This is a genomic window from Salinicoccus carnicancri Crm, from assembly GCF_000330705.1.
Lineage (GTDB): Bacteria > Bacillota > Bacilli > Staphylococcales > Salinicoccaceae > Salinicoccus > Salinicoccus carnicancri.
The window spans coordinates 247,957-274,304 of the sequence record NZ_ANAM01000006.1 but is presented as its reverse complement, the minus strand read 5'-3'; the positions used below and the strand labels follow the sequence as shown (position 1 = coordinate 274,304).

Here is a 26,348-nt window from a genome sequence, read left to right as displayed (position 1 = left end):
CACCTCACACCGTCAAATCGTTTTCTGATTTCATCCTGATTGCTTCATAGAGCAGCATTTCAAGCAATGCCGCGAACACGGCAATTACAAACGGAGCGAATACAAATGCCATACCGATGATGACCACACCCGGTGCATCATCGATTTCGGCAAAAACATAGAAAAAGGGCAGATTCAATACATAAAGTCCTGTAATCGTAAGAGCATGCAGCTTGATTTTTTTCAGAGCGACGACGGACCGGTTGGAAAAAGCCGCGTTCCCATCAATATATCTTAACAATCTGAATGCCTGGAACAATGCCATATAAAACGGTATTGCCGCCAAATACATAATTGTCAAAAGACAGAGCATAACCCCGTCAAAAGCCACTATTCCATCACTTACATTCCTGTATATGACAGGCACAAGCGCGACACAGATGACCAGGACAGGGAGCCCGATGAGGACCAGGGAAAATTTCAAAAATAAAGTCGAACCGCGCTTCATGTTGCTCACCTCATTTTCATTTTAAATTGATTATAGATAATTTTTTATCGAATATCAATAAAAAAATGAAAAAAGAAAATCCTCTGCACTATTCAGAGGATTTTATCACAGGTTTTAAACGTTCACCCCGGATAACCCGGCGATCTTCTTGGAGGGATGGTTATTTGAAGTACGTACCCTGCCAGCGCCGAAGAGGTTCTCCCGTAAAGTGGATGCTTCGTATTCAGTCCTGTAGCTGCCGCGTTTCTGCAGTACCGGAACCACATGTTCGATGAAGTCTTCGAATGTCACCGGACTGGCAGCCTGAATGATGTTGAAGCCGTCTGCATCCCCCTCGTTCGCCATTTCTTCAAGCGCATCGGCAATCTGATCGGGCGTACCGACCACTTTGGTTGCGCCGATGCCGAGCCCGTGATGCAGTACAGCCTCACGCACTGTCCATTTCCGGGTTGTGCTTGAGGAATATTTCTTTAGGAACCCGTGCGACGCATTCGTTGTCACATCTTCCACATACTGATCCGGGTCGTACCGGGAGAAGTCTACGCCGGTATGTCCGGAGAGCATCGCGGCTGTCCCTTCGTAGCTGACATATGACAGGAGTTCTTCATATTTCTTCTGCGCCGCTTCTTCCGTCTTCCCCACAATCGGCACGATGCCGGGGAATATTTTGATATCATCCGCTTCACGCCCGGCATCTACCGCACGTTCTCTGATCTCTTTTGTAAATGCCTTCAATTCATCCAGGTCGCTGGCCAGTGTGGTAAACAGGGCTTCTGCGTGTTTGGCTGCGAATGCTCTTCCTTTTTCTGATGCCCCCGCCTGGAACAGGACAGGCGTCCGCTGCGGGGAAGGCTCCACCAGATGGCTGCCCGGGACACTGAAATAGTCTCCTTTATGGTTGATCGGGTGCACTTTGTCCGGATTTGTATAGACACCGGTTTCACGGTTGGCTTCAACCGCATCCTCTTCCCAGCTATGCTCCCATAGTTTATAGACCACATCCATGTATTCATCTGCCCGGTCGTATCTCTTATCATGTTCAATCTGGTCTGCGAGTCCGAGGTTCACCGCTTCACTCTTCAAGTATGATGTTACAATATTCCACGCCACACGCCCTTTTGTCAGATGATCCAGTGTTGAAAAATCACGTGCAAGCTTATACGGTTCTGTATAGGTTGCCGAATATGTAGGGGCGAAACCTATGTGTTCCGTCACTGCAGCCATGGCAGATATTTGAAGAAGCGTATTGTGGAGCGGCACCTGCACAGCATGTTCGATTGCAGCATCGGGACTGTCTCCGTAAACATCATAGATTCCCAGCACATCCGCAAGAAACACAGCATCAAATTTCCCTTTTTCCAAAAGCCTGGCCATGTCCGTCCAATAGTCAAGATCCCCGTGGCGCTGCCCCTGATCTTCCGGATGGCGCCATAATCCCGGTGAATGCGGTGCTACAGAGTTCAAAGTGAATCCATTGAGACGAATTTGCTTTTTCATAAATAATTTCTCCTTGTCATAAGCATTCCCTATCAAAAAACCAGGATTTAAAAAACCTCTTCCCGTAAGGAAGAGGTAGGTTTACACAGACACTCTTCCTCATCTTTCAAGCATAAGCTTGTTGGAATGGGCACCTTTCTACTTGGAATTAAGTGAGGTTGCCGCAGGATCACGGGACCAATTTCCTCCCCTGCTCTTGATAAGGAATGCTATTTAATTTGTATATTGGATGTAATGATATCAGGGTTTAAATATTCTGTCAAATATAAATATTGAGAAAATTAATTCATACTGAAAAACCAGGTTAAAAGCTGATCATTTCTTTCTCTTTCATCTCTCTGAGTGCTTCTTCCAGTGCATAGACAACATGTTCGAATACAAGCCCGCCCTGCACAAAGACTGTATACGGCGCACGGAGCGGCCCGTCTGCACTGAGTTCGAGCGAAGCCCCCTGCACGAAAGTACCTGCTGCCATGATGACGGGGTTGTCATACCCCGGTATATCGCTCGGCACGGGCAGGAACTGCGAATTCACCGGGGATGCCTTCTGGATCATCTGGGTAAAGGTAATCATTTCCCCTTCCGTATTGAAAGATACGCTCTGTATCAGGTCGGTCCTGTCCGCATCCGGTGCCGGATCGGTTTTCAACCCGACCTTTTGGAACAGACGGCTGGTCAGCACTGCACCATTCAAACTTTCGATGACAGTATGCGGTGCGAGGAAGAATCCCTGGTACATATCCGTGAGCACAGTAAGGCTCGCTCCCATTTCCTTGCCGATGCCCGGCACCGTGAGCCTGTAGCTGATGCGTTCAATAAGATCTTTCCGTCCTGCGATATAGCCGCCCATTTTCGCGATGCCGCCGCCCGGGTTTTTGATCAGACTGCCTGCGATGATATCTGCACCGGCTTCAACAGGCTCCCGTCTTTCCACAAATTCACCGTAGCAGTTGTCAACAAATATTATGACCTCAGGATAGCTTTCCTTTATTTTTGTAATCATCGCTTCGATTTCACTGATAGTCAGCGATTTCCTCATACTGTAACCGCGCGACCGCTGGATGGCGATCATCTTCGTCCTGGCTGAAATTGATTCCATGATTTTTTCCTCATCGAAACTGTCATCCACCAGGTCGATTGCCCGGTAGTGCACACCTTTCTCCATGAGACTGCCGATGTCCTCCGCCCCTGTTCCAATCACTTTCCCGAGAGTGTCATACGGTTCACCGCTGATGTAGATGAGTTCATCCCCTGTTTCCAGGAGTGCGAGCAGTGCGAGGCTGATCGCATGGGTGCCCGAGATGATCTGGCTGCGCACAAGCGCATCCTCGCTCCTGAACACCTGTCTGTATATTTCCTCGAGCTTATCCCGGCCTGTATCATCATAGCCGTAGCCGGTCGTCCCGGCGAAGTCACTCTCCGACACGCCGGTTTCGTGGAAAGCCTTCATCACTTTGTTGAAATTGAATCTGGCTGTCCTTTTATTTTCCGCCATGATCGGTGCTATGTCATCCATTGCCCCGTCTATCAAGGCCCCTATCTGAATTTTTGTATTCTGCACGCCGCTATTCCCCGTTTCTTTCCACAATTCTTTTACTCCATGAACCTTCCGGCTCATGACCTTTTATGCAATACTGCTCATCCTCTTCTTGAAGGATTTCCTCTTCCACTATGGTATGCCGCTTGAGGTCATATAATTTCTGCGTTTCGGCTAGCGGTATGGCCGTTTGGTACGGTTCCATATGCTTTTTCATGAATGCTTCGAGCAGGGCGTTGATATAACCGGAATCCATATCCTTATGGATATATTCATGAGTCTCGGAAGGGATATAGTATCTTCCAGCATCTATATCCGTCTTGTTAAAGAACACAACTGACGGAATGTTCTCCATTTCCAGCTGCCTGACAAGCGACTTCACAGTATCATAATGTGTCCCGAGGTCTTCAGCAGTGTTGTCGATTACGTGGATCAGAAAGTCACTGTCCGCCGCCTCCTCAAGGGTCGACTTGAAACTTTCGACCAGTGTCGTCGGCAGGTTCTGTATAAAACCGACCGTATCTGAAATCACACACTCGAATCCGGACGGCAGTATCAGCCTGCGTGTTTTCGGATCCAGTGTCGCAAACAGTGCATCCTCCTCCAGCGTATCGCTTTGTGCCATGGTATTGAACAGAGAGGATTTTCCCGCATTCGTATAGCCGATCAGGGAAATTTTGACCACCTGAGTCCGGTTGCGCTTCTCCCTGTAGCGTTCGCGGTGGGATTCGATAACTTTCAGCTGCTTCCTGATCTCCTTGATACGGTGGTTGATATGCCGCCTGTCCGTTTCAAGTTTCGTCTCCCCCGGCCCTCTCGTACCGATGCCGGCCCCGAGCCGTGAAAGATTGATGCCCTGGCCTCTCAGGCGTGGGACAAGGTACTGCAGCTGGGCAAGTTCAACCTGAAGCTGCCCGGCTTTCGAGTGTGCCCTCAGGCTGAATATATCCAATATCACCTGAGTCCGGTCAATGATCCTTGTGTCCATGACATCTTCGATCGACCGGTTCTGACTCGCCGTAATCTCATCGTTTACTATGACATAGTCAAGCGAGCCGTCCTTATACTGCGAAGAAACCTCATCTAAAAAACCACTCCCCGCATATGACCTTGGATCCATTGCTGCCCTGTTCTGGACATGGGTACCTGTAATTTGAATACCGATCGACTCTGCAAGACTGACCAGCTCATCCACTTCGGAGTCTATGTCCTTCCTCCCGGGTGTGTTAACCGCTATGATGATTCCTTTGAATGCTTCTGTCATAACAGCACCTCCATTTTCTGTCTATATATCAATTACCCTGATTGTGACATTTAAAAAAATCATGTTTAACCAGCTGCCTGGATGTGTAAAGTATTACTATATTTATGCCCATGATCAGAAAGGGGCGTACGGCATGAAAACTAATTTTTACGATCTGGAAGCAAAGGACGAAGCAGGCAATACCGTAAGCATGTCCGATTTTAAAGGCAAAGTGGTCCTGATTGTCAACACCGCAAGTGAGTGCGGATTCAAAAATCAGCTTGCAGATCTTGAAACACTTCATCAGAGGTATAAGGACGAGGGGCTCGTCATCCTGGCCTTCCCTTCGGATAACTTCATGAATCAGGAACCGCTCGGCTCAAGTGAGGCAAAGGCACATTATAATAATGAGTACGGCGTAACGTTCAGGGTAATGGAAAAGACTGATGTCGTCGGCAAATCCCTACATCCGTTGTACAAATACCTGACCGAAGGCAAAAGCGGCCTGCTCATCAACCGCATCAAATGGAATTTCACAAAATTCCTGGTTTCACGGGAAGGGGAAATTGCCTTCAGATATGCACCGCAGCGGGCGCCGTTCTCCTTCGAAGATGATATCAAGAACCTGTTGCGCGGTCTCGGCTGAGCCACTTAAAAAGCATCCTTTCCATCTCTGGAACAGGATGCTTCTCCATTACTTGAGAAATGTGCTTATTGCATGTTTGTAGATCAGATGATCCTTGCCGCCGGAATGAAGCTGTATCACAAACTTGTCGAAATCGATGACTGATCCCCTCAACTGGAAACCATTTACCAGAAACACGGTCACTTCCACTCCAGATTCTTTGAAGTCTTTGAGAAACTTATCCTGCAAATTATCATTTGCCATGATTCTCTCTCTCCTTTGCATGCAGAAATTGATATATATCTTCCATGATTATATCCTTCTGTACTTTGTCCAGATCATACCATTTCACCGGAAGCTGGTTCCTGAAAAATGTCAGTTGACGCTTGGCATACTGCCTCGTGTGCTGCCTGATCATTTCTTTGACACTTTCCAGATCGGCAGCGCCCTCGAAATATGGCAGGAATTCCTTGTATCCGATGGCAGCAGAGGCTGTTTTTGACGGGGAGCGGTTTTCAAACAGATGGCGCGCCTCTTCCGGAAGGCCGCGTTCGAACATCTGATCCACCCGCGATTCGATATTCGCATGTATATGTTTCCGTTCACGTGTCAATCCTACTATAAATGTATCATATTTCATGTCATCTGTGTAGCCGGGACCGATTCGATTGCTTATCCTGTCACTCAGTTCAAATTTCACCAGCATGCGGATGACCCGCTTGCGGTTGTTCGGATGGATTTCCGCGGCAATCTTCGGATCGATTTTCTTCAGGCGGTCGTGCAGAACACTCGAACCCAGCTGTTCGAGCGTTTCCGTCAATTCTCGTTTCTCTTTGTCATCCTCTTCATCAAATTCGTAACCATGAATCAGAGCACGGATATAATGACCCGTGCCGCCGACAATAAATGGTATGCGGTCGTCCTCATGTATCTCGTCAATAATTTCAGTCACATGCTTTTGGAACTCCTGGACGGAAAAGGAGGACTCCGGTTCTATGACATCGATCATATGATGTCGGATACCTGCCTTTTCCTCTTCTCTGATTTTGCCTGTACCGATATCCATCCCCCGGTATACCTGAATGGAGTCACCACTGATGACTTCAAGGTTGAACCTTTTGGCGATTTCAATACTGAGCGCCGTCTTGCCTATGGCTGTCGGACCTATCAGAATCAGAACTTTCTTCAGTTTAGACATTCCTCATCACCCACTCGAATAATCTGTTATACACCTGTTCACGGTTCTTTTCGAACAGGACTTCATGCCTGCTGTCATCATAGAGCTGTACTGTCACAGAATCTGTAAACCGGATCAGTGTCCGGGCGAGCACCCGTATATCCCTGCCGAAGTTCGAAAAAGGATCATCTTTCCCGCCGATCAGAAGTATGGGCACATCAGGGGCAAGCGCCTTCAGATTCTTTTGTTTCCCGGACTCCCGGATATTTTTGACAATTTCATACAGCGCACCATTCGACATCAGGAAACCGCAAAGTGGATCTTCATTGTACATGCCTACAACTCTCGGATCACTGCAGAGCCACCTGTTCTTTTGAACACCTCTGAATGTCTCATCATAGCCGATGAAGGCAAGCGTATTTACTGCGCGCGATTTTTGTCTTCCCCTGACACCGGCGAGGGCGGCCAGCCCGGGCACTGCTGCACTGTCCAGGAAATTGTCCTTGTTGCCGGTCCCCACAATGATACCTCCGTCATAGAGGGAATGCTCCAGGAGCCTGCGGGCTGCAATGGACCCCATGGAATGACCGAGAATGAATTTTTTTAGTGTCCCGGGAATGATTCCGGAGACTGCTGCCGCGTCACTGAGCAGCTGTCCAAAATCATCAAAATGCCCCGGGTTCTCTGCATCTCTGCCGTGTCCCCGGTGGTCATGCATGATGACCATGCAGTCATTCATGGCAAGCCAGCTGTTCATCTCATCGTATCTCTCCATATGTTCCGCCATGCCGTGCATGACCTGGATGGCACAGATGGGGTGACGGGGCATGAAAACCTTGACCCGTATGCGTCTGCCCTCATTTTCAATATACTGCTCTCTGATCTTCATGCCTGCTTCCCCCTATTTCATTATTCGGTTGAACATCCGCTCTATTTCATAGGTGGTCATGTGGATGATGACCGGTCTGCCGTGCGGACAGGTATACGGTGAATCGCACCTGCCGAGTTCTTCAAGCAGTGCTGCCATGTGCCTTTTATCCAGATAGTGGTTCGCTTTTATGGATTGTTTACAGCTCATCATGATCGACATCTCCTCGCGGTATTCACTCACACTGAAGTGGTCTTTCTCCGCCACGAAATGGATCAGCTGTTCAATGTCGGCTTCCGGATTCCTTTCATCCACCCAGGAAGGATGCCGGGTCACCGAATACTGCTTCACGCCGCTCTTTTCAATTTCAAAACCCAGGCGACTCAGATCTTTCAGTTTTTCGTCTATGGTTATTATATCATCCAGCGGGAACTCAAAGGTATATGGGATGAGGAGCGGCACGCCGGGATCTGCATCCGCATTGATACGATCATAGTAGAATTCATATTTTATACGTTCCTGTGCAGCATGCTGGTCCATCATATACATCCCGGACTCATTCTGCAGGATGATGTATGTGCCGTGAAGCTGGCCCACGATTTCAAGGTATGGGAGCTTCTCCTTTACCCTTTTTTCCCCCGGTGGCTCATCCACCGGTTCTTCCTGTGGGAGCGGTTCTTCCGCAGGTTCCGGCACAGGTTTTTTTGCGGGCGGAACGTCCGACTGCCTGTTCGATGTCCTGTATGTCGCGCTCTGTTCGCTCCTGTAGGCCCCGGGCTCCGGTGCCGTCCTGTCTTCATCATGGCGTGTGCGTTCCGCAGGGTCCGGTGCTTCCCGTACAGTGAAATCAATGGCAGACTGCTCTGCTCTGGGCTTTGGCCCTTTAACCTGTTTTGAAACATCCGGAATCAGCATTTCATCCTTGAGTGATGTACGCACGGCCGATTCAAGCAGGTCATTCAGCTCCTTCTCTTTGGAGAATCGGACTTCTATTTTGGCCGGGTGGACGTTGACATCCACAATCTTCGGATCCATCTCCAGGTCAATGACGACAATCGGGTACTTCTCCTTGGCAAGCAGAGTATGGTAGGCATTGATGATGGACTGCGACAGCCTGAAATTCCTTATATGCCGCTGGTTCACTGAAAGATTGATGTAGTTCCTGTTGCTCCGGTTCACTTCCGGCCGTATCGCATATCCCGTTATTCTGAAATCAGCATCCTGAGCCTCGATTCTTACAGCATGGCGGGCAATATTGAGGCCGTATATGTCACTGATAACCTCCTTTAAATTGCCGTTGCCCTTCGTGAAGAGCTTCTCATTGTGATCGAGTGTCAGTCTGAAGCTGACACCCGGGTAGGCAAGTGCCATCCTCTGGATGATATCAATAATTTTGCCGCTCTCGGTCCGCATGGATCTGACATACTTAAGACGGGCCGGTGTGTTGAAGAACAGTTCACTGATGGATATATCCGTCCCCTGGCGTTCTTTGCCCGGCCCCTGTTCCTTCAGCTCCCCACCTTCAAACCGGATGGTGACCGGCTCTCCTTCCAGGTGCTTTGTCTCCACCATCACTTTGGCTACAGCGCCGATACTCGCCAGCGCCTCGCCTCGAAATCCAAGCGACCTGATCTGGAAAAGGTCGTAATCATCATCTATCTTGCTCGTGGCGTGCCTCTGGAACAAAAGGGGCGCATCCGTCTGATGGATGCCCTCACCATTATCGACGATGCGGATCAGCTTCATCCCGGATTCCTCTATGAACACTTCGATTTCATCCGCATTTGCGTCAAGGGCGTTCTCAATCAGCTCCTTGACGACGGAACTCGGACGCTCCACCACTTCACCTGCGGCTATTTTGTTCTGTATTTTTGGATCAAGCACTCTGATTGAAGACATCTCATCACTCGCCTTTCAACCTGTTTTTCATCTCGTTCAGTTTCATCAGTGCATCCATCGGCGTCAGATTGTTTATATCCGTCTGCTTCAGCATATCGACAACCGGATGGTCATCATATGCTTCGTTATCATCAAGCGCCAGTTCCAGCTGTTGGGCAGGCGCTTCTGTGCCGCTTTCAAACATGTGGAGCAGCTCGTCTGCCCTGTCCGTCACATTTCCAGGAAGTTCTGCAAGCCGCGCCACATGGATGCCGTAGCTCCGCTCCACCGCCCCCGGCTTCACCTTGTGGAGAAATACCAGTCTGCCGTCGTATTCCGTCGCCTTGACATGGACGTTCTTCAGGCCGGACAGCGACTGGCCGAGTCTCGTAATTTCATGATAATGCGTGGAGAATAAAGTCTTCGCCCCGATTTCATCATGGATGAATTCGAGCATCGACTGTGCCAGGGCCATGCCGTCGTATGTGGATGTGCCCCGGCCAATCTCATCGAAGATGAGCAGGCTGTCCCGAGTGGCGTTTTTAAGTGCATCATTCGCTTCCATCATCTCAATCATGAATGTGGACTTACCGCTCGCAAGATCATCGCTTGCCCCGATACGGGTGAAAATCTGATCGAAGATCGGGAGCCTGGCGGATTTTGCAGGAACATACATACCCATCTGGGCAAGTATGCTGATGATCGCCGTCTGGCGCATGTATGTGCTTTTACCAGACATGTTCGGTCCGGTGATCAGATAGACGAATGTGGAATCATCCATCGTGAGCGAATTCGGTACATACGTATTTTCACCGATGACCTTCTCCACGACAGGATGCCGCCCTTCTTCAATATCCAGTTCAGCCTCCGTGAACTCCGGTCTTACAAGTCGGTATTCATTCGCAACGGTGGCGAATGATAACACACAGTCCAGTGTACTGATCAGGTCCGCTGTCGTCTGGAGCCTGTCGATGTAGGATTCCATCGCGAGCCTCAGCTCATTGAACAGATTATGCTCGAGTATGATGCCCTCATCCTGGGCGCTCAATATTTTGGATTCCATCTCTTTCAGTTCCGGCGTGATGAAGCGTTCAGCATTGGTCAACGTCTGTTTTCTATTGTATTCGAACGCGTCTGCATCAAAGCCCACCGCATTGGCCTTGGAGATCTCGATGTAATACCCGAACACTTTGTTGAAACCGACTTTTAGATTTTTTATCCCTGTGCGCTCGCGCTCATCCTCAATATAGCCGTTCAGCCATGTACGGCCGTTATTCGAAATATAGCGCAATTCATCGAGCTTTTCACTGTAGCCATCCTTGAAGATGCCACCTTCCCTTATGGTTTTCGGCGGTGAGTCGTTCAGGCTCTCCTTCAGGATGGCGTGGACATCCTGAAGCGGATCGAACGCTGTGAAGAGTTCTGATTCGAGCAGGCCGGTATCAGCAAGCAGGGATTGGAGATCCGGCAGGACACCGAGGGAGTCCCTCAGCTGCACCAGGTCCTTTGCGTCGATGTTTCCGAAGCTCAGCCTGCCGACCAGCCGTTCGATGTCATAGACGTCCTCAAGCAGGCCGCGCATGTCCTCCCGTTCGAGGAAATGGCCGAGCAGTGCTTCGACTGCGTCCTGACGCAGCATGATCATGCTTTCGTTCAGCAGAGGGCGCTCCACCCATTTTCTGAGCTTGCGCTTGCCCATCGGTGTACCCGTCTCATTCAGATACCAGAACAGTGACCCTTTCGTCTTTTTCGTCTGAAGGCTTTCCAATAGTTCCAAGTTGGAGATTGCAGCATAATTCAGCTGCATGGTCTCTTTGATCTTATGCTTTTCCACTGTCCTGAAATGCTTCAATTCGCGCATATTTACAGAACGGATATAGGATATGAGGAGGCTCAGCGTCTCTTTTTCCTCGTCTGTAATCTCCACACTGCATTCAAGCGCATGGAATTCATCGCTGCTGTACAGTGTATTGGACGGCGGGTCCTGATACAGTTCGGCAAGTATGCCCGTGATGCCCTCCTCCAACACAATCTCACTCGGGCGGATTCGGTCGATTTCACTTTTGAGTATGACCGGGTCATCTGTTGTAAAGGCATTTATCTCACCGGTGGAAATATCGGAATAGGCCGTGATGTAGCTGCCTCTATTTTCGCTTAGCGCGAGGATATAGTTGCTTTGGCCATCCTCCATTCCGAAATCATCGATCAGCGTTCCCGGGGTGATGATGCGGACCACTTCCCGTTTCACCATGCCTTTTACCTGCTTCGGGTCTTCCATCTGCTCACAGATTGCCACTTTATATCCGTGGTCGATCAGCCTTTCTATATACCCTTTCGCCGAGTGGTAGGGCACACCGCACATCGGTATGGGATCTTTCTTCTTGTCACGTGAAGTCAGGGTGATTTCGAGCACTTTGCTTGCGGTGATTGCATCATCGTAGAAAAGTTCGTAGAAGTCCCCGAGCCGGTATAGTAGCAAAGCATCTGGATGCTCATCTTTTATCTTCAGATACTGCTGCATCATCGGTGTTACTTTCTGCATATCAACACTTCCATTGTTCTGATTGTATACCTAGAATTATATCATGTCCGTCTTTCATTGTTGAAGCGGTCGATTACACCTTTTTTCTCAAGCTGCCCAAGCAGGGCCCATGAAATGAGAGCGCCTATCAGCGAACTCACCATGAAGGCCGGTGCGAGGACATAGAAGAATTCAAGTTCAAGTCCGAGCACCATGATAAGCGGCAGGGTGGCAATGGAACCGAAAATCCCGGTGCCTGCAACCTCGCCGGCTGCTGCAGCCGTAAGTTTTCCAAAACGTCTGTAGAGCAGCCAACCAAGGAGTGCGCCGACCATGCTTCCGGGGTATGCAAACGGCGATCCCGTGCCCATCAGAATGCGTATCGTCGAGGACAGGAATGCCTGCACGATTCCCCAGGGACCTGTGAATACGACGCTTATGACATTGATCAGGTGCTGGATGGGCGCAGCCCTTATCGGTCCCAGGGGGATGATGATGAACATGCTGAGCACGACGTTCAAAGCTGTGAATACGCCAGTTAAAGTCAATTTCCTTGTCATATGATGCCTCCATTTTATAAAAGGACTGTACACCAATCGGATGTACAGTCCCTCACCTCTCGTTCATTCTGCTTTTAATTGCCCTGATTGGGTTTGTTTTTCATCGCCGCCCCTGTTTCGCCTTGGAGCAGGTCGCCGCCTGTTGTGGTGATGATTTCATCCGTCACGGTCTGGCTTATGGCGTGTGACACCATCTGGAGCAGTTCGTTGACCTGCCCCTGTGATTCCTTGAACTGTGTGACGATAGGCATCTCGTCCAGTTCTGTTTCGATCTTTTTGATCTTCTCCTCTGTGAGGTTGTAGGCCCGTTCCTTGCCGTAGTTCTGGAAGTTGACGGCCTGTTTCTGCAGACTCTTCAGACTCGCCATCTTCTCGCGGACATCCTTGTTCTCATGGATTTTCGCTTCCGCTTTCTTGAAGAACTCAACCTGCTCGGTCTCTGACATCATCTTGCCCAGCTGCTTTGCCTCATTTACGATTTCATCTTTGCTATACATCCTGCTTCCACCTTTATATCAAATTGCAACGATCAGTGTTCCCATACTCTGAAACACCGGCACGTGCATTTCCATTAATAAATTCTCCTATACAGTATATCTGTTTTCAGCCCATATTTCAAAGCTATTTGACCAGAAATCCCTATCTTGCATCGGTGCTCTCAAACGGAGTGATAATCTGGCCCAACTGGAATGACACAAAGATGCATGCGCCAATGAACAGAATGAGATAGATATCTGATATCGAAAACGACGTCCGATGGTAGTAGGTTCTCGGTCCGTCATCAAAGCCTTTCGATTCCATCGCAATTCCAAGGCGGTACGCACGCCTTATGCTCTGGCTCAGCAGTGTGATGATCGTCGTTTTGAACCCTTTCATCCCGGTCACATATTTTTTGTGGATGAGTGCCCTTCTCACCTTCCTCGCCTGTCTGAGTGCCACATACTCCGAAAGGATGATTGGCACCATGCGCACCGCGGCCATGAACGAATAGGCATATTTCGGCTTGAGCATCAGCTGCTGCATCAGGCTGTAGAATACATCCGTGATGCGGGTCGTGAAAATGATGAGTGCGCCGAAGAATGATACTGTAAGCCCACGCATCATCACATGGATGCCACGGATGAAACTCTCCTCGGTAATGCGGATGATTCCGAAACTGTACAGTGTGGTCGTGCCTTCGCCGTAGAATATCATGTAGAGGCTCGATATGAAGCCGAGTAGAAGCATGACCGCAAGCAGAGCTGCAAGATACCGGAGTTTCACACCGGACAGTATTATCATTGCAAGCAGCAGGAGCAGGGAAAGATGGAATAGGTAGTTCGGGTTGTGGATGAAAACGACTGTTAGGAAAAGTGCCGCTGCAAGTCCGACTTTAGTGATGGGATTGCAGCGGTTGACAAATGTTTCATATTTCCTGATTGACTGCAGCATCATTCACCCCTGTCCTTTCCGTGAGCCTTCCATCTTCGATCAGCAGCCGCCTTGATGGATACCGCCTTTTGATTTCCTCATCATGCGTGATCATGACAATTGACTTGCCCGCCCGGGTCATTTCAGAAAACAGTTCCAATAGCCTGAACGTCTGTCTCTGATCGAGGCCGAATGTCGGCTCATCAAACATGATGATCTCCGGCACGCCTCCTGCAGCGGTCGCTACACTCAGACGCCTTTTCTGCCCTGTCGATATTTCAAGAGGATGAAGATGCGAAACACCGGACAGCCCGAACCTCTCAAGCAACTTTCCAGTCTGCCGAATCGCCTCTGTTTTGTCGAAGTGCATTTCAAGATTGATGAAAACTTCATCGAAAACTTTATTCGTGATGAACTGCAGTTCCGGGTTCTGGAAAACCGGATATACGGCGCCGGCAATATGCCTGGTCTTCCTGATCTTCTTCCCCCGGTAGTGAAGGTCACCCGCAGATGGAATGAGTTTCATCAATGCAAGCAGCAGGCTTGTCTTGCCTGTACCGTTCGCACCCTCGATGGTCACCCATTCACCTCTCTTGATCTTCATCCCGTCCACTTTTATGATGGTATCCTTCCCCCGTCTGACATCCAGGCTGTTTGCCTCGAGCAGCGTTTCTTCTGACGGTTCCGCACGCCGCAATGCCGGAGCGCCGTCCCATGAACGGGGGTGCCAGACACCGAATGCTGTAAGCAGATCTCCATGGTTCGTGAGCATATCTCCCGGTGTACCCTGACATACAATTCCGCCCGAGTCATCCATCAGGATTACACGATCCATTCTATCCCATATATACTCCACCCTGTGTTCGATGATTACCACAGTACGGTTCTCCCATATGCTCTCAACCGTGTCCCAGACATGTCTTGCAGAGCCTTCATCAAGCATACTCGCCGGTTCATCAAGGAACAGCGTATCCGAGTCCTGGAGCAGGGCGGAGGCTATCGCAAGTTTCTGCTTCATACCGCCTGAGAGCTCCTGGATATCCTTTCCGAAAGAAACATCCAGCCCGACAGCTTCAAGGACAGTTGTGAACTCCTGCTCCATCTCCGATTGCGGTACGCCTTTGTTCTCAAGTACAAATCCGAGTTCTTCCCCGACTGTCGGCATCGTGAACTGTGAATCCGGATCCTGGAATACATATGCGCCGTCATCCGAAACATGAAGCCTGTCGGCTTTCATCGGTACATCAATCACACGGGGGATCAAACCACCCATTATATTGAGGAGCGTACTCTTCCCGGAGCCGCTCGGTCCGAGCAGGAGTACTTTCTCCCCTTCCTCCACCCGTATATCAAGACCGTGGAAGAGATTCTCCTCCTCCCCGTCAAACCTGAGCCTGAGATTTGCAATGTCCATCACCATCTTCTACAGCCTCTCGCTGCGTTCCGGGGCAGGGGCACCCACCAGTTTGAGCACCCCGGTCTCCCCGAGCCCTCTGTAGAGCGCATGTGCCAGCCAGCCGGCAATCAGTGCACCACTCAACACTCTGAAGCCGATCATCAGCATGAGGTTCCATGTCTCAAGCTGTCCGAGATAGCCATAATACCAGTCGAGCGGCAGGGTGGACAATGCGGCAGCCACTCCTGCTGTCACTGCAACCATCAGTGCAGTGCTTTTATACTTCACAATTGCAAATACGATTTCACAAGCCAGTCCCTGAAGCAGTCCGTAAATCATGAGTATCACATCGAACTGCAGCATGAAGATGGTCTCCCCGGATGCTGCTGCAAATTCCGCAATGATTGCCACACCGGGCTTCCTGATAATGAGATAGGCCACTACGGCAGCGATGAACCACATGCCGTAGACCAGCTCATTCAAGTGGAGCCCGAGCGGCTGGAGCATCGTATATACACCGCCCCATATCGAATAGATGACTGCAAAGACCAATGCGATTACCACTGTAATCAATACATCAGTAAGTGTTAACCCTTTTCGTAAAGCCAAAAGAAAAACCTCCATTGATATTTTTCAAATAAAAAGCACACCACTAGCGGAGTGGTGTGCATATTAAAAAATATGCCACTTCCCTACGCTAGTATAATCTAGATCAGGTAGTAAGGGTAAATCTCAGTCCGTCTGCGGACACCCCTAGTGGTCATGCCTTCTATTCGATTAATACCATCATAATATAAAAGAATGATTTTGTGAAGCCTAGCCTCGGTTGTCGGTCATCATCCGGTAGTACCGGCCGCCAAGCGCCATGAGTTCTTCCTCGCTGCCGCTCTCGACCAGCTCGCCCTGGTCCAGTACGAATATCCGGTCCACAGCTTTGATCGTATTCAGCCGGTGCGCAATGATGATGCTCGTCCTGTCTTTCATCAGGCGTTCGAGTGCTTCCTGGATTTTGAGTTCAGTGACTGTATCGATACTGCTGGTCGCCTCATCGAGCAGCAGTATGGCGGGATCGGTGATCAATGCGCGGGCAATGGAAATCAGCTGTTTCTGCCCCTGGGAGACGAACCCCTCATCCATTTCAAGCATCGTATCGTAGCCGTCCTCAAGCTCCATGATAAACCCGTGGGCGTTGGCAAGCTTCGCCGCTTCTGCAACCTCTTCATCTGTCGCGTCTAGCTTTCCATAGCGGATATTTTCACGGATTGTCGACTCGAACAGATAAGGATCCTGAAGCACGAAAGCGGTCTGCGATCTTATAGCTGTGCGCCTGTAATCCGTTATGGCGACACCGTCGATCGTTACCTCACCCCGGTCCGTCTCGTAAAATCTCGCAAGCAGCTGCATCACGGTGGTCTTGCCGGCACCGGTCGCACCAATCAGGGCAACCGATTCGCCTTCTGCGATGTCGAAACTGAGGTTGTTGATTGTCGGCGACTTCTGGTCCTTATCATAGGAGAATGTCACATCCCTGAAACCGATCCTACCCCGTATTTCCCTGTCCCGGATTGTGCCTTCATCCTCTTCCGGTTCGGTGTCGATGATGCCGAAGACCCGTTCCGCCCCAGCAATCGCAGACAGCACCTGGTTGAACTGGTTGGAGAGATCCGCGAGTGGCCGCGTGAACTGCCTGGCATATTCGGCAAAGACGACAATGGTGCCTATCGTCACCACACCGTCGGTATAGAACACGAGCAGTCCGCCGGCCCCGGCGACGATCGTGAAACTGATATTGTTTAACATATTCATCACTTTCGGTATGAGACCCGCGTAGAGAAATGCCCAGAATGTGATGTCACGGAGCTTCCCGGCTCGTTTGTTGAAGTTTTCTATCGCAGTCTCCTCCTGCGAAAACACTTTGACGATTTCCTGACCGGATACCATCTCCTCGATGTATCCGTTCAGTTCACCGGTCGCACGCTGCCGTCTTTTATACAGTGGCCCGGTACGACGTGTAATGAATCCCACAGCCAGTATGAGGACAGGTATGATTGTAACTGTCAGCAGAGTCAGCAGCGGACTCAGATAGAGCATGACGCTTAGCGTCCCGAGCAATGTGACGACACTCGTCGTAAACTGGATGAATGAAGTATTGAGCGTCTGGGATATCGTCTCGATATCGTTTGTCATCCGGCTCATCAGTTCACCATGCTGCCGCTTGTCAAAAAAGTGTACAGGCAGATTTTGCATATGTGAAAAAAGCCGGTCCCTGAGCTTATAGACCGTACGCTGTGAAAGGCCGACCATCAGGAAGGCCGCACTGTACTGGGCGGCTGAGAGCAGAATATATGTTGCGAGCAGGATCATCAGAATCCGGAACAGGCCGTCGAACTCACGCTGAACGAAATAATTGTCCACAATATAGCCGACAAGGAAGGGGCCGGTGATGCTGAGCAGACTTGTGAGTGCAACGAGCATGATGATCAGACATAGGAGTTTCCTTTCCTCGCTAATGAACTGCCACATCCGCTTGAGTGTACCGCCTACGTCACTTGCCCGCTGATTTTCTTTCCGTTTCCTCCTCCCGATATCCTCTTTTCCAAGGACTGGATCATGGCCGAAAGGCCGTCTGATAAAATCAATCATCGAGGTGCCCACCTTCCATCTGAGACTCTGCAATCGAACGGTAAAGTCCGGATGAAGCCATCAGTTCATCATGTGTGCCAATCGCACTGACCTGACCGCCGTCAAGCAGCAGCACACGGTCGGCCGATTTTGCAGTGACCACTTTTTGTGTCACTATGATGCGGGTCGCATTTTCATCCTTCAGTGCTTCCCACAGAGCTGACTCGGTCCGGATATCAAGGGCTGAGGTACTGTCGTCCAAAATGAGTATTGACGGTTTCCTGACCAGTGCACGCGCAATGGAAAGCCGCTGCTTCTGTCCGCCGGATAAAGTGACACCCCTCTGGCCGACCCGTGTTTCATAGCGGTGGTCGAACGCCTCGATCGAACTGTGGATTTGCGCCTTTTCGGTGGATGTGAGGACTTCCGACTCTTCAGCTTCAAGGTTGCCCCACAAAAGGTTTTCATAGATGCTGCCTGAGAACAGGACTGCAGATTGTGGGACGTAACCGATCGTCTGCCTCAGATCATCCTCTTCCCAATCCTCTAGACTCTTGTCATTCACATATATTTTCCCTTCCTTGACATCATACATCTTCGGAATCAGGCTGAGCAGCGTACTCTTGCCGGATCCGGTGCCGCCCATGATGACAAACTTTTCATCGGCTGCGACATCGAATGTGATATCTTTCAAAATATATCTCGCGGACCCGGGATACCTGAATGAGACGTTGTCAAACCTGACAGTCCCTGCCCTGTCCTCTTTCAGCGTCCCATCTTTCTTGTTGATGCTGACAGGTGACTTCAGTACCTCTTCCATGCGCTCGCTTGACGCCTTGGAACGGCTGAATGCCATTATGATGAACGCGAACATTGAAAAACCGCCCTGCATTCTGAGTCCGTAGTTGATGACAGCGACAACTTCCCCGACCTGGACTGTATCCGACCGCAGCATGTCGGACGCCATCCATATGACGACGAGAAGGCTGCCGTTGATGATGAGAAGCAGCATGGGCATGATCGATTCCATCAGTCTGAGCGCATAGACAGTGTCATCCCTCAGCCTCCCCGCAACTTCCTGGAATTTTTTCATCTCGAACAATCCGCGATCATTGGCCTTGATCAGTCTGACCCCTTCCAGATTCTGCTGGATGAAACGGTTGATTTTATCCAGGCGTTTTTGTACGCGCAGGAATACCTTCCCCCCTTTAATGGACACGATGATCAGGAACAGAAGCAGCAACGGCGTCAGCAAGGAAAGATAGAACCCGAGCGTCGGATTGATCACAAATGACATGATCAGCGAACCTACGACCATCAGCGGCGCACGCAGCACAATCCTGAGTGACATGTAAAGAAGCATTTCCGTCTGCAGTACATCCTGTGTCATCCTGGTGATCAGACTTGATGTCGGAAACTTCGACAGAGTCGTCAGTGTAAAGTACTGGATCCTCCTGAAAAGTGCAGTCCGGAGATCATAGCTGAAAGCGTTGGCAATGTGGCTTGAAAAGAATGAATTGATCACACCGCTTAAGAATGCAGCAATGCTGAGCAGGAACATCACCATAAGATAGAACCATACAGTATTGATATCACCGGACACGATGCCGTCATCAATGACTTTTGATATAAGATAAGGTTGCGCGAGTTCCACTGCGAGCTCTATGCTCATGAAGGACAGTGCAACGAATATGTACCATTTATAAGTCAGAGCAAATTTATATACCGTAAGCAATCATCCCACCCACTTCTTTCGGTTACCGAACTATTATCCCAATTATGACACAATTCAAAATTTTTTCATATACAAATTAAAAAATACATCCCGGGCAATTTTACCCGGGATGTATACTGGCTTATCTGAAGGCAGCCATCAGATCATCGAATGTCTCCCTCTCAAGGGTCATCTCCTTTTTGACTGTCGGACGATCGAGATAGCCCTCAATCAGTTCCTGATATGAGGAGGCTTCTTTATTCTGATAGATGATGCCTTTTAAGAGGCCCTCATGTTCCATGATGTGATTCATCGCTGCTTTCTGGTCTGTATTATCGTAGTCTCCGATATCCTCAACAGCAGTCAGATTCTCTTTGAACCAGTCGTATGTGTTCACTTTGTTATAGGTGACACACGGGCTGAAGACGTTGACAAAACTGAACCCTTTATGGTTCATCGCCTCCTGTATGATGGCAGTGAGCTGCTTGATGTCGGAGCTTACACTCTGTGCGATGAAGGTTGCACCGCTCGCCATCGCGGTCCTGATCGGCTGTATTGCGTTCTCGATGGAACCGTTCGGTGTGGATTTTGTGACGAACCCCTTTTCGGATGAAGGGGAAGTCTGTCCCTTCGTGAGTCCGTATATCTGGTTGTCCATGACGATATAGGTAATGTCGATGTTCCTTTTCAGTGCATGGACGGTATGTCCCATACCGATGGCAAACCCGTCGCCGTCACCGCCGGAGGCGATGACTGTGAGTTCGTCATTTGCCATCTTGACGCCCTGCGCAACCGGCAGGCTGCGTCCGTGAGTAGCATGGAAACCGTATGATTTGATGTAGCCGCTCAGGCGTCCGCTGCATCCGATGCCGGTAATGACTGCCAGCTCATCCGGCTCGAGTCCGTTGGCAGCACATGCCTTCTGAATGGCGGCCTGAACACTGAAATCGCCGCAGCCGGGGCACCAGTTCGGCTTTATATTATTCCTGAAATCTTTGAATGTAGCCATTACAACACTTCCTTAATTTTTAGAATTGAGCTCATATGAGTTTCAATTTCATTCGGCTTGAAAGGTGTACCGTCATATTTGACATGTGACTTGATGCGGTCGTGTCCGTGGTAGTTCATCTTCAGTACACTGTTCAGCTGTCCGCTGTAATTCTGTTCGATGACGAGTATCTCCTCTGCACCGTCAAGGTACGGACGGAGTGCATCGATCGGGAATGGATGGATCTGCTTGAGGCTGATTGTCGTAATATCCGCATCCAGGCGTTCAGCTGCTTCCTGTACGACACCGTTGACACTCAGGAAGCTGATGACGAGGAGTTCACTCCCGACAGTGCCCTTCACTTTGAACGGTTCATCCATCGTGAAGTCCTTGAGCTTCCTCATCCGCTTGTCCATCTGCACCTGACGGTTGTCGGCACTTTCATTTGGTGTGCCGGTCGTACTGTGCTCAACGCCGGTCACATGATGGATACCACCTTTGACGCCGGGGATCGGACGGCTTGAAATGCCATCCTTCTCATCGCTGTAGCGTTCGAAATACTCTGTTTCGTCCCGTTCCAGATCCTCGGTAATCGTCTTACCTCTGCTGATTTCAACCGAAGACAGGTCGAAGGGTCTGGATGACTGCTTGCCGAGTGACATCTGCAGGTCGGAAAGCAGGATTACCGGAACCTGGTAATATTCTGCAATATTGAAGGCATCGATTGTCGTATAGAAGGCATCTTCGACATCAGACGGTGCGAGCACGACTTTCGGTATGTCCCCATGCGTCCCGTAAATCATCTGCATCAGATCCGACTGCTCCTGCTTTGTCGGAAGTCCGGTGGACGGTCCGCCGCGCATCGTATCGATGATTACAAGAGGTGTTTCCGTCATGCCGGAAAGCCCGATGGATTCCATCATCAGGGAGAGACCCGGACCGGCGGAAGATGTGAAGCTGCGCGCGCCGGCGTAGTTTGAACCGATCGCCATAGTCACCGCCGATATTTCGTCTTCGGTCTGAATCACAGTGCCTCCGACCTTCGGCAGATTCTCAATCATGTATTCCATGATTTCACTTGCCGGCGTGATCGGGTATGCCGCCATGAAACGCACACCCGCGTTCAGTGCACCGAAACTGATGGCATCGTTGCCGATGAGAAACAGGCGTTCCTCCTGTTCAGACGGCACCATTTCGAAATCCCCCGAAATGTCAGCCATTGCGCTGTCCATCAGCTCGTATCCCTCTTTCAGCGCTTCATTGTTGCTGTCTACAATCTGTTCCCCCTTACGGATGAACATCGTATAGATCATGTCACGGAACGGCTGCATCTCAAGGTTCATTAGCCGGGCACTGGCACCGATGGCAACCATGTTCTTCATCAGCTGGCTGCCGAGCTCCTTGGCTGTTTCAGTGAACGGAATCGGTATGAGCTGAACATCCAGCGATTCGTCCTTCGTCGGATTGAACTTGCTGTCCGCTATGATGACCCCGCCGTCCACCAGTTCATGTGCGTTGAGGTCTATGGTCTGCTGGTCGAATGCAACCAGTATATTGATATTATCACTCACTGCCCTTACTTCTTTGGCAGAGATCCTTACATTATTATTTGTGTGGCCGCCTTTGATGCGGCTCGAGAAATGTCTGTAGCTATAGAGATGGTATCCCATCCTGTTAAGGGTCGTGGAAAAGATCTCACCCGTCGATTCGATCCCTTCACCCTGCTGGCCGCCGACTTTCCATGACAATTGTTCTTTCATACATATTGCCTCCTTGTCCTTATGTTAATATATCAGAATCGAGACTGTTTTTCGATATTCACCGCACCGATTCACACAAAATCAGCCCTACGGCCTAGCACTCTTTTCCTCTATCCTGATCTTGTCTATCTTATGTGTTTTCGTATCGATGATGACACCGGACAGGATCCCCGCACCTTCCTCGGGGACATTGTGCCTGACAGGCAACTGGTAGAGGAAACGGTCGATGACCTCCTCTTTGCGGATTCCGAGTATGCCGTCTTTGAAGCCGGTCATCCCCGCATCTGTAATATACTTGGTCCCGCCCGGAAGTACCTGTTCGTCATTCGTCTGTACATGGGTGTGTGTCCCCACCACTGCATCCGCCCTGCCGTCGAGATAGTGACCCATCGCAAGACTTTCACTCGTCGTTTCACTGTGGAAATCCACAAATATTTCATCCGCCTCCACATGCTCCAGGATGGCATCCGCTTTTTTGAACGGACAGTCGATTGCCGGCATGAAACTTCTGCCCTGCAGATTCATGATCAGAAGTTTTCTGCCATTAACATTCACGATGCCGTACCCTTTCCCCGGAACGCCTTCCGGATAATTGGCGGGCCGGACCATCCTGACATCCCGGTCCAGTACATCATATATCTCACGCTTGGCAAACGTATGGTTGCCAAGTGTAATGAAATCCGCTCCATAGCCCAGTATCTCTTTGTAAATCCGCTCCGTTATCCCTTTCCCGTGGGCGGCATTTTCACCATTAACTATTGTAAAATTAGCTCCGTGTTCCTTCTTAAGATTCATCAGATTTTCACTCAGCATTCTTCTGCCGACCTTACCGACAATATCCCCGATAAATAAAATACGCATCAAATTCATCCTTTTTTATAATTTCATGTTTCATTATACATGCTTTGGGGTATGTATTACCTATAAATTAATTAGGAGTGAATAATTTGACATTATCCATTGACCCCAGGGAGTTTGCCAAATTCACATTATTGGCCAATCCTTCCGAAAGTGAATCTATTGAAGATAAGGCCAAGGACAGTCTTGAACTCTATCTCAGCGCCTACAAACTGGCTGAAAAATATGAACGTTTTTCGAATAATACCCAGGAAACAAGTGAGGCTTTCAATAGTATAAGAGATATCGAAATCAATATTTAACCGAATGAAAAAACAAGAAAAACCAGCAGGGTTACCTGCTGGTTTTTCTATTTGGCATATTCCACTGCCCTCATCTCTCGGACCACTGTCACTTTGATGTGCCCTGGATATTGCAATTCATCTTCAACCTGTTTCTTGATATCTCTTGCCAGTCTGTGTGCGCTGAGATCATCCAGTTCATCCGGTTTGACCATGACGCGTATTTCGCGTCCGGCCTGGATTGCGAATGTCTTCTCCACACCTTCGTAGCCTTCGGCTATGGCCTCTAGTTTTTCCAGACGCTTCACATAGTTTTCAAGCGTCTCCCGCCTTGCACCCGGTCTGGCTGCACTGAGTGCATCGGCCGCTGCTACGATGATGGAGATGATGCTCGTCGGTTCCACATCACCGTGATGCGAATGGATGGAGTTGATGACTGTCGGATGCTCTTTGTAGCGTTTTGCCAGTTCAACACCGATTTCGACATGGCTGCCTTCCACTTCGTGGTCGATCGCCTTACCGATGTCATGCATCAGCCCCGCGCGTCTTGCAAGCTGGATGTCTTCACCAAGTTCACCGGCAAGCATTCCTGCAAGATAGCCGACTTCAACAGAATGCTTGAGCACATTCTGACCATAGCTCAGGCGGTATTTCATCTTGCCGAGATGCTTGACAAGTTCCGGGTGGAGATTGTGGATATCAAGTTCGAATGCGGCAGCTTCACCGGCATCCCTGATATCCGATTCCATATTGCGTTTCGCCTTGTCCACCATTTCTTCAATGCGGCCGGGATGGATCCTTCCATCCTCAACCAGCGCTTCCAGTGCGTTTTTGGCGATGGCACGGCGAATCGGATCAAAACCTGAGAGTATGACGGCTTCCGGTGTATCATCGATGATGAGGTCGACGCCGGTCAATGTCTCAAGTGTTCGTATGTTACGACCTTCCCGGCCGATAATACGGCCCTTCATCTCATCATTCGGAAGGTTTACAACAGATACTGTGGACTCGCTCGTATACTCCGCTGCATAGCGCTGTGCTGTCACAGCAAGGAGTTCCTTCGCTTTCTTATCCACATCAAGTTTCATCTGATCTTCTTTCTCTTTAACCATTACGGCCATATCGTGTGACAGTTCTTTCTCCACTTCAGTGAAGATTTCGTTACGTGCTTCATCACGTGAGAGTCCGGAGATGCGGGATAATTCATCTTCTTGCCGACTGATGATTTCTTTAATCTTCTGATCCTCGGCATCAACCATTTGCTGTTTTTCTTCAATTTTGGCTTCTTTGCTCTCCAGCACTTCATCCTTTTTATCAAGGACCTCGCTTTTACGATCAAGCGACTGCTCCCGCTGGAGAAGCCTGGATTCCTGCGCTTTGAGGTCTTCCCGCTTTTCATTGGAGTCGCGCTCAAAGGCATCCTTTAGATTCTGGGTCTCCTCTTTTGCCTCGAGCAGCTTTTCTTTCCTGAGGCTGTCCGCTTCCTTCTCCGCTTCACTTATAATATGTTCTGCGGAAGTCCGCGCCTCCTGCTGCCGTTTAGTCAAAGTGTTTCTGACGATAAAATATCCGATTACAACACCTAGAATAATGCCAAGCAAGATTAAGAAAATGTCTATCATGTCCACAATAAACACCTCCCTAACAGGCTCTAGCTATTGTTTTATATAATATAGGTCGAACGTAATATTATATATAATCAATTCTAAAGATAAATGTAAATAAAATCAAGCACCAGAACGGTCTATTTCCATTCAGGTGCCTGATTGTCATCGGGGGATCCCGTCCCTATTATTCTTTATCCTCGAAGAGCGAATCAGGCTGTGTTGCATTGTCATCCTGTTCTTCGGAGTCTCCCTCTTGCTTTTCCCCGAAACCGAGGGCATTACGGAGCTTGCCTTCGATCTCAGCAAGCAGGTCGGGGTTGTTTTTCAAATGCTCTTTGACATTCTCCTTGCCCTGGCCGAGCCGTTCTCCCTCATAGGAATACCATGCACCGCTCTTCTGGATGATTTCATGTTCTGCACCGAGGTCGATGAGCTCACCGGTCTTGGAAATGCCAAGGCCGTACATGATATCCACTTCAGCCACACGGAATGGCGGCGCAACCTTGTTTTTGACAACTTTGATCTTCGTGCGGTTACCCACAATTTCCTGACCGAGTTTGAGCTGTTCAGCACGGCGCACCTCAAGCCGGACAGAGCTGTAGAATTTGAGAGCCCGTCCGCCCGGAGTAGTTTCCGGATTGCCGAACATCACGCCGACCTTTTCCCTGATCTGGTTGATGAATATGGCTGTCGTGTTACTCTTGGAAATTGCACCTGAAAGTTTTCTCAGGGCCTGCGACATGAGACGTGCCTGGAGGCCGACATGGGCGTCGCCCATCTCACCTTCTATCTCCGCCCGCGGCGTGAGCGCTGCAACAGAATCGACGACAACCATATCCACCGCACCGCTCCTTACGAATGCCTCAGCTATCTCCAGTCCCTGTTCGCCGGTATCCGGCTGGGACAGATAAAGGTTTTCTATATCAACGCCGAGGTTTTTCGCATACTCGGGATCAAGTGCGTGTTCTGCATCGATGAAAGCGGCGATACCGCCTTCTTTCTGTGCTGCAGCGATTGCATGAAGGGCAACCGTCGTTTTACCGGAGGATTCCGGACCATAGACTTCGACGATTCTGCCTTTTGGATATCCACCGACCCCAAGTGCGTTGTCCAGGGTGATGGATCCGCTGGATACTGTGGAAACTTTACGGCCTGTCTCATCACCGAGCTTCATGACCGCCCCTTTACCGAACGACTTCTCCATGTTCTTTATCACTGTTTCAATCGCTTTTTGTCTCTCGTCCATAATAACCCTCCATTATTTCTTTTCGCTCTTTATTATATCACGTACAAAAATAAAAAGCGAACATATATTCGCT

23 protein-coding genes and 2 riboswitches are annotated in these 26,348 nt (G+C 49.6%); of the genes, 2 read left to right on the top strand and 21 right to left on the bottom strand.

Annotation, left to right across the window (positions count from 1 at the left end):
* Positions 1–4 precede the first annotated feature (4 nt).
* The 4 genes from C792_RS0106170 to hflX all read right to left on the bottom strand — a co-directional run bounded on the left by C792_RS0106170 (position 5) and on the right by hflX (position 4,785).
* Entirely contained in the window at positions 5–487 is a 483-nt protein-coding gene (locus C792_RS0106170) for a DUF2975 domain-containing protein (protein ID WP_017548585.1), read from the bottom strand.
* A gap of 114 nt (positions 488–601) precedes the next feature.
* Positions 602–1,984, bottom strand: coding sequence for an LLM class flavin-dependent oxidoreductase (locus C792_RS0106165; RefSeq protein ID WP_017548584.1), 1,383 nt, complete (start codon positions 1,982–1,984; stop codon positions 602–604).
* Positions 1,985–2,080: 96 nt separating this feature from the next.
* Positions 2,081–2,190, bottom strand: a riboswitch (SAM riboswitch).
* A 98-nt stretch (positions 2,191–2,288) separates the two neighbouring features.
* Positions 2,289–3,500 (bottom strand): methionine gamma-lyase family protein, encoded by a 1,212-nt coding sequence (locus C792_RS0106160; protein ID WP_026090258.1) that lies wholly within the window; start codon positions 3,498–3,500, stop codon positions 2,289–2,291.
* Between the two features lie 49 nt (positions 3,501–3,549).
* Entirely contained in the window at positions 3,550–4,785 is a 1,236-nt protein-coding gene (hflX, locus tag C792_RS0106155; protein ID WP_017548582.1) for a GTPase HflX, read from the bottom strand.
* Positions 4,786–4,918: 133 nt separating this feature from the next.
* On the opposite strand from hflX, the gene C792_RS0106150 reads away from it, so the two are divergent.
* Positions 4,919–5,410 carry a glutathione peroxidase gene (locus tag C792_RS0106150; RefSeq protein ID WP_026090257.1) on the top strand — a complete coding sequence of 164 codons (492 nt, stop codon included), beginning with the start codon at positions 4,919–4,921 and terminating at the stop codon, positions 5,408–5,410.
* A 48-nt stretch (positions 5,411–5,458) separates the two neighbouring features.
* Here C792_RS0106150 and hfq read toward each other — a convergent pair whose 3' ends face one another.
* The 15 genes from hfq to C792_RS0106075 all read right to left on the bottom strand — a co-directional run bounded on the left by hfq (position 5,459) and on the right by C792_RS0106075 (position 23,144).
* Positions 5,459–5,656, bottom strand: a complete 198-nt coding sequence (hfq, locus tag C792_RS14320) for an RNA chaperone Hfq (RefSeq protein WP_040608735.1) — start codon at positions 5,654–5,656, stop codon at positions 5,459–5,461.
* Entirely contained in the window at positions 5,643–6,587 is a 945-nt protein-coding gene (gene miaA / locus C792_RS0106140; protein ID WP_017548579.1) for a tRNA (adenosine(37)-N6)-dimethylallyltransferase MiaA, read from the bottom strand. The genes hfq and miaA overlap by 14 nt, the downstream gene beginning before the upstream one ends.
* Complete coding sequence (locus C792_RS0106135) at positions 6,580–7,455, bottom strand: alpha/beta fold hydrolase (RefSeq protein ID WP_017548578.1); 876 nt, start codon at positions 7,453–7,455, stop codon at positions 6,580–6,582. The genes miaA and C792_RS0106135 overlap by 8 nt, the downstream gene beginning before the upstream one ends.
* Positions 7,456–7,467: 12 nt before the next feature.
* Positions 7,468–9,333: a DNA mismatch repair endonuclease MutL gene (gene mutL, locus C792_RS0106130; protein WP_017548577.1), complete on the bottom strand. Its 1,866-nt coding sequence runs from the start codon at positions 9,331–9,333 to the stop codon at positions 7,468–7,470.
* Positions 9,334–9,337: 4 nt separating this feature from the next.
* Entirely contained in the window at positions 9,338–11,854 is a 2,517-nt protein-coding gene (gene mutS / locus C792_RS0106125) for a DNA mismatch repair protein MutS (RefSeq protein ID WP_017548576.1), read from the bottom strand.
* A 41-nt stretch (positions 11,855–11,895) separates the two neighbouring features.
* Positions 11,896–12,393, bottom strand: coding sequence for an energy coupling factor transporter S component ThiW (thiW, locus tag C792_RS0106120; RefSeq protein ID WP_017548575.1), 498 nt, complete (start codon positions 12,391–12,393; stop codon positions 11,896–11,898).
* A gap of 74 nt (positions 12,394–12,467) precedes the next feature.
* On the bottom strand, positions 12,468–12,890 hold the full coding sequence (locus tag C792_RS0106115; RefSeq protein ID WP_017548574.1) for a YlbF/YmcA family competence regulator: 423 nt from the start codon (positions 12,888–12,890) through the stop codon (positions 12,468–12,470).
* A 142-nt stretch (positions 12,891–13,032) separates the two neighbouring features.
* Entirely contained in the window at positions 13,033–13,827 is a 795-nt protein-coding gene (locus C792_RS0106110) for an energy-coupling factor transporter transmembrane component T family protein (protein WP_245537521.1), read from the bottom strand.
* Positions 13,799–15,223: an ABC transporter ATP-binding protein gene (locus C792_RS0106105; protein ID WP_017548572.1), complete on the bottom strand. Its 1,425-nt coding sequence runs from the start codon at positions 15,221–15,223 to the stop codon at positions 13,799–13,801. The genes C792_RS0106110 and C792_RS0106105 overlap by 29 nt, the downstream gene beginning before the upstream one ends.
* A 3-nt stretch (positions 15,224–15,226) precedes the next feature.
* Positions 15,227–15,823 (bottom strand): ECF transporter S component, encoded by a 597-nt coding sequence (locus C792_RS0106100; protein ID WP_051021714.1) that lies wholly within the window; start codon positions 15,821–15,823, stop codon positions 15,227–15,229.
* A 48-nt stretch (positions 15,824–15,871) separates the two neighbouring features.
* Positions 15,872–15,964, bottom strand: a riboswitch (TPP riboswitch).
* A 51-nt stretch (positions 15,965–16,015) separates the two neighbouring features.
* Complete coding sequence (locus tag C792_RS0106095) at positions 16,016–17,842, bottom strand: ABC transporter ATP-binding protein (protein ID WP_017548570.1); 1,827 nt, start codon at positions 17,840–17,842, stop codon at positions 16,016–16,018.
* Complete coding sequence (locus tag C792_RS0106090) at positions 17,835–19,556, bottom strand: ABC transporter ATP-binding protein (RefSeq protein WP_017548569.1); 1,722 nt, start codon at positions 19,554–19,556, stop codon at positions 17,835–17,837. The genes C792_RS0106095 and C792_RS0106090 overlap by 8 nt, the downstream gene beginning before the upstream one ends.
* 121 nt (positions 19,557–19,677) lie before the next feature.
* Positions 19,678–20,544, bottom strand: a complete 867-nt coding sequence (locus C792_RS0106085; RefSeq protein WP_017548568.1) for a 2-oxoacid:ferredoxin oxidoreductase subunit beta — start codon at positions 20,542–20,544, stop codon at positions 19,678–19,680.
* A complete protein-coding gene (locus C792_RS0106080; protein WP_017548567.1) occupies positions 20,544–22,283 on the bottom strand; it encodes a 2-oxoacid:acceptor oxidoreductase subunit alpha in 1,740 nt (579 codons plus the stop codon). The genes C792_RS0106085 and C792_RS0106080 overlap by 1 nt, the downstream gene beginning before the upstream one ends.
* An 87-nt stretch (positions 22,284–22,370) precedes the next feature.
* The gene (locus tag C792_RS0106075) at positions 22,371–23,144 is read right to left on the bottom strand and encodes a TIGR00282 family metallophosphoesterase (protein WP_017548566.1); all 774 of its coding nucleotides are present in this window, start codon (positions 23,142–23,144) and stop codon (positions 22,371–22,373) included.
* Between the two features lie 86 nt (positions 23,145–23,230).
* On the opposite strand from C792_RS0106075, the gene C792_RS0106070 reads away from it, so the two are divergent.
* Positions 23,231–23,443 (top strand): hypothetical protein, encoded by a 213-nt coding sequence (locus C792_RS0106070; protein WP_017548565.1) that lies wholly within the window; start codon positions 23,231–23,233, stop codon positions 23,441–23,443.
* A 47-nt stretch (positions 23,444–23,490) separates the two neighbouring features.
* Here the strand turns inward: C792_RS0106070 and rny are convergent, their stop codons facing one another.
* Positions 23,491–25,050, bottom strand: coding sequence for a ribonuclease Y (gene rny, locus C792_RS0106065; protein WP_017548564.1), 1,560 nt, complete (start codon positions 25,048–25,050; stop codon positions 23,491–23,493).
* Positions 25,051–25,213: 163 nt separating this feature from the next.
* Positions 25,214–26,275: a recombinase RecA gene (gene recA, locus C792_RS0106060; protein ID WP_017548563.1), complete on the bottom strand. Its 1,062-nt coding sequence runs from the start codon at positions 26,273–26,275 to the stop codon at positions 25,214–25,216.
* Positions 26,276–26,348: the final 73 nt, after the last annotated feature.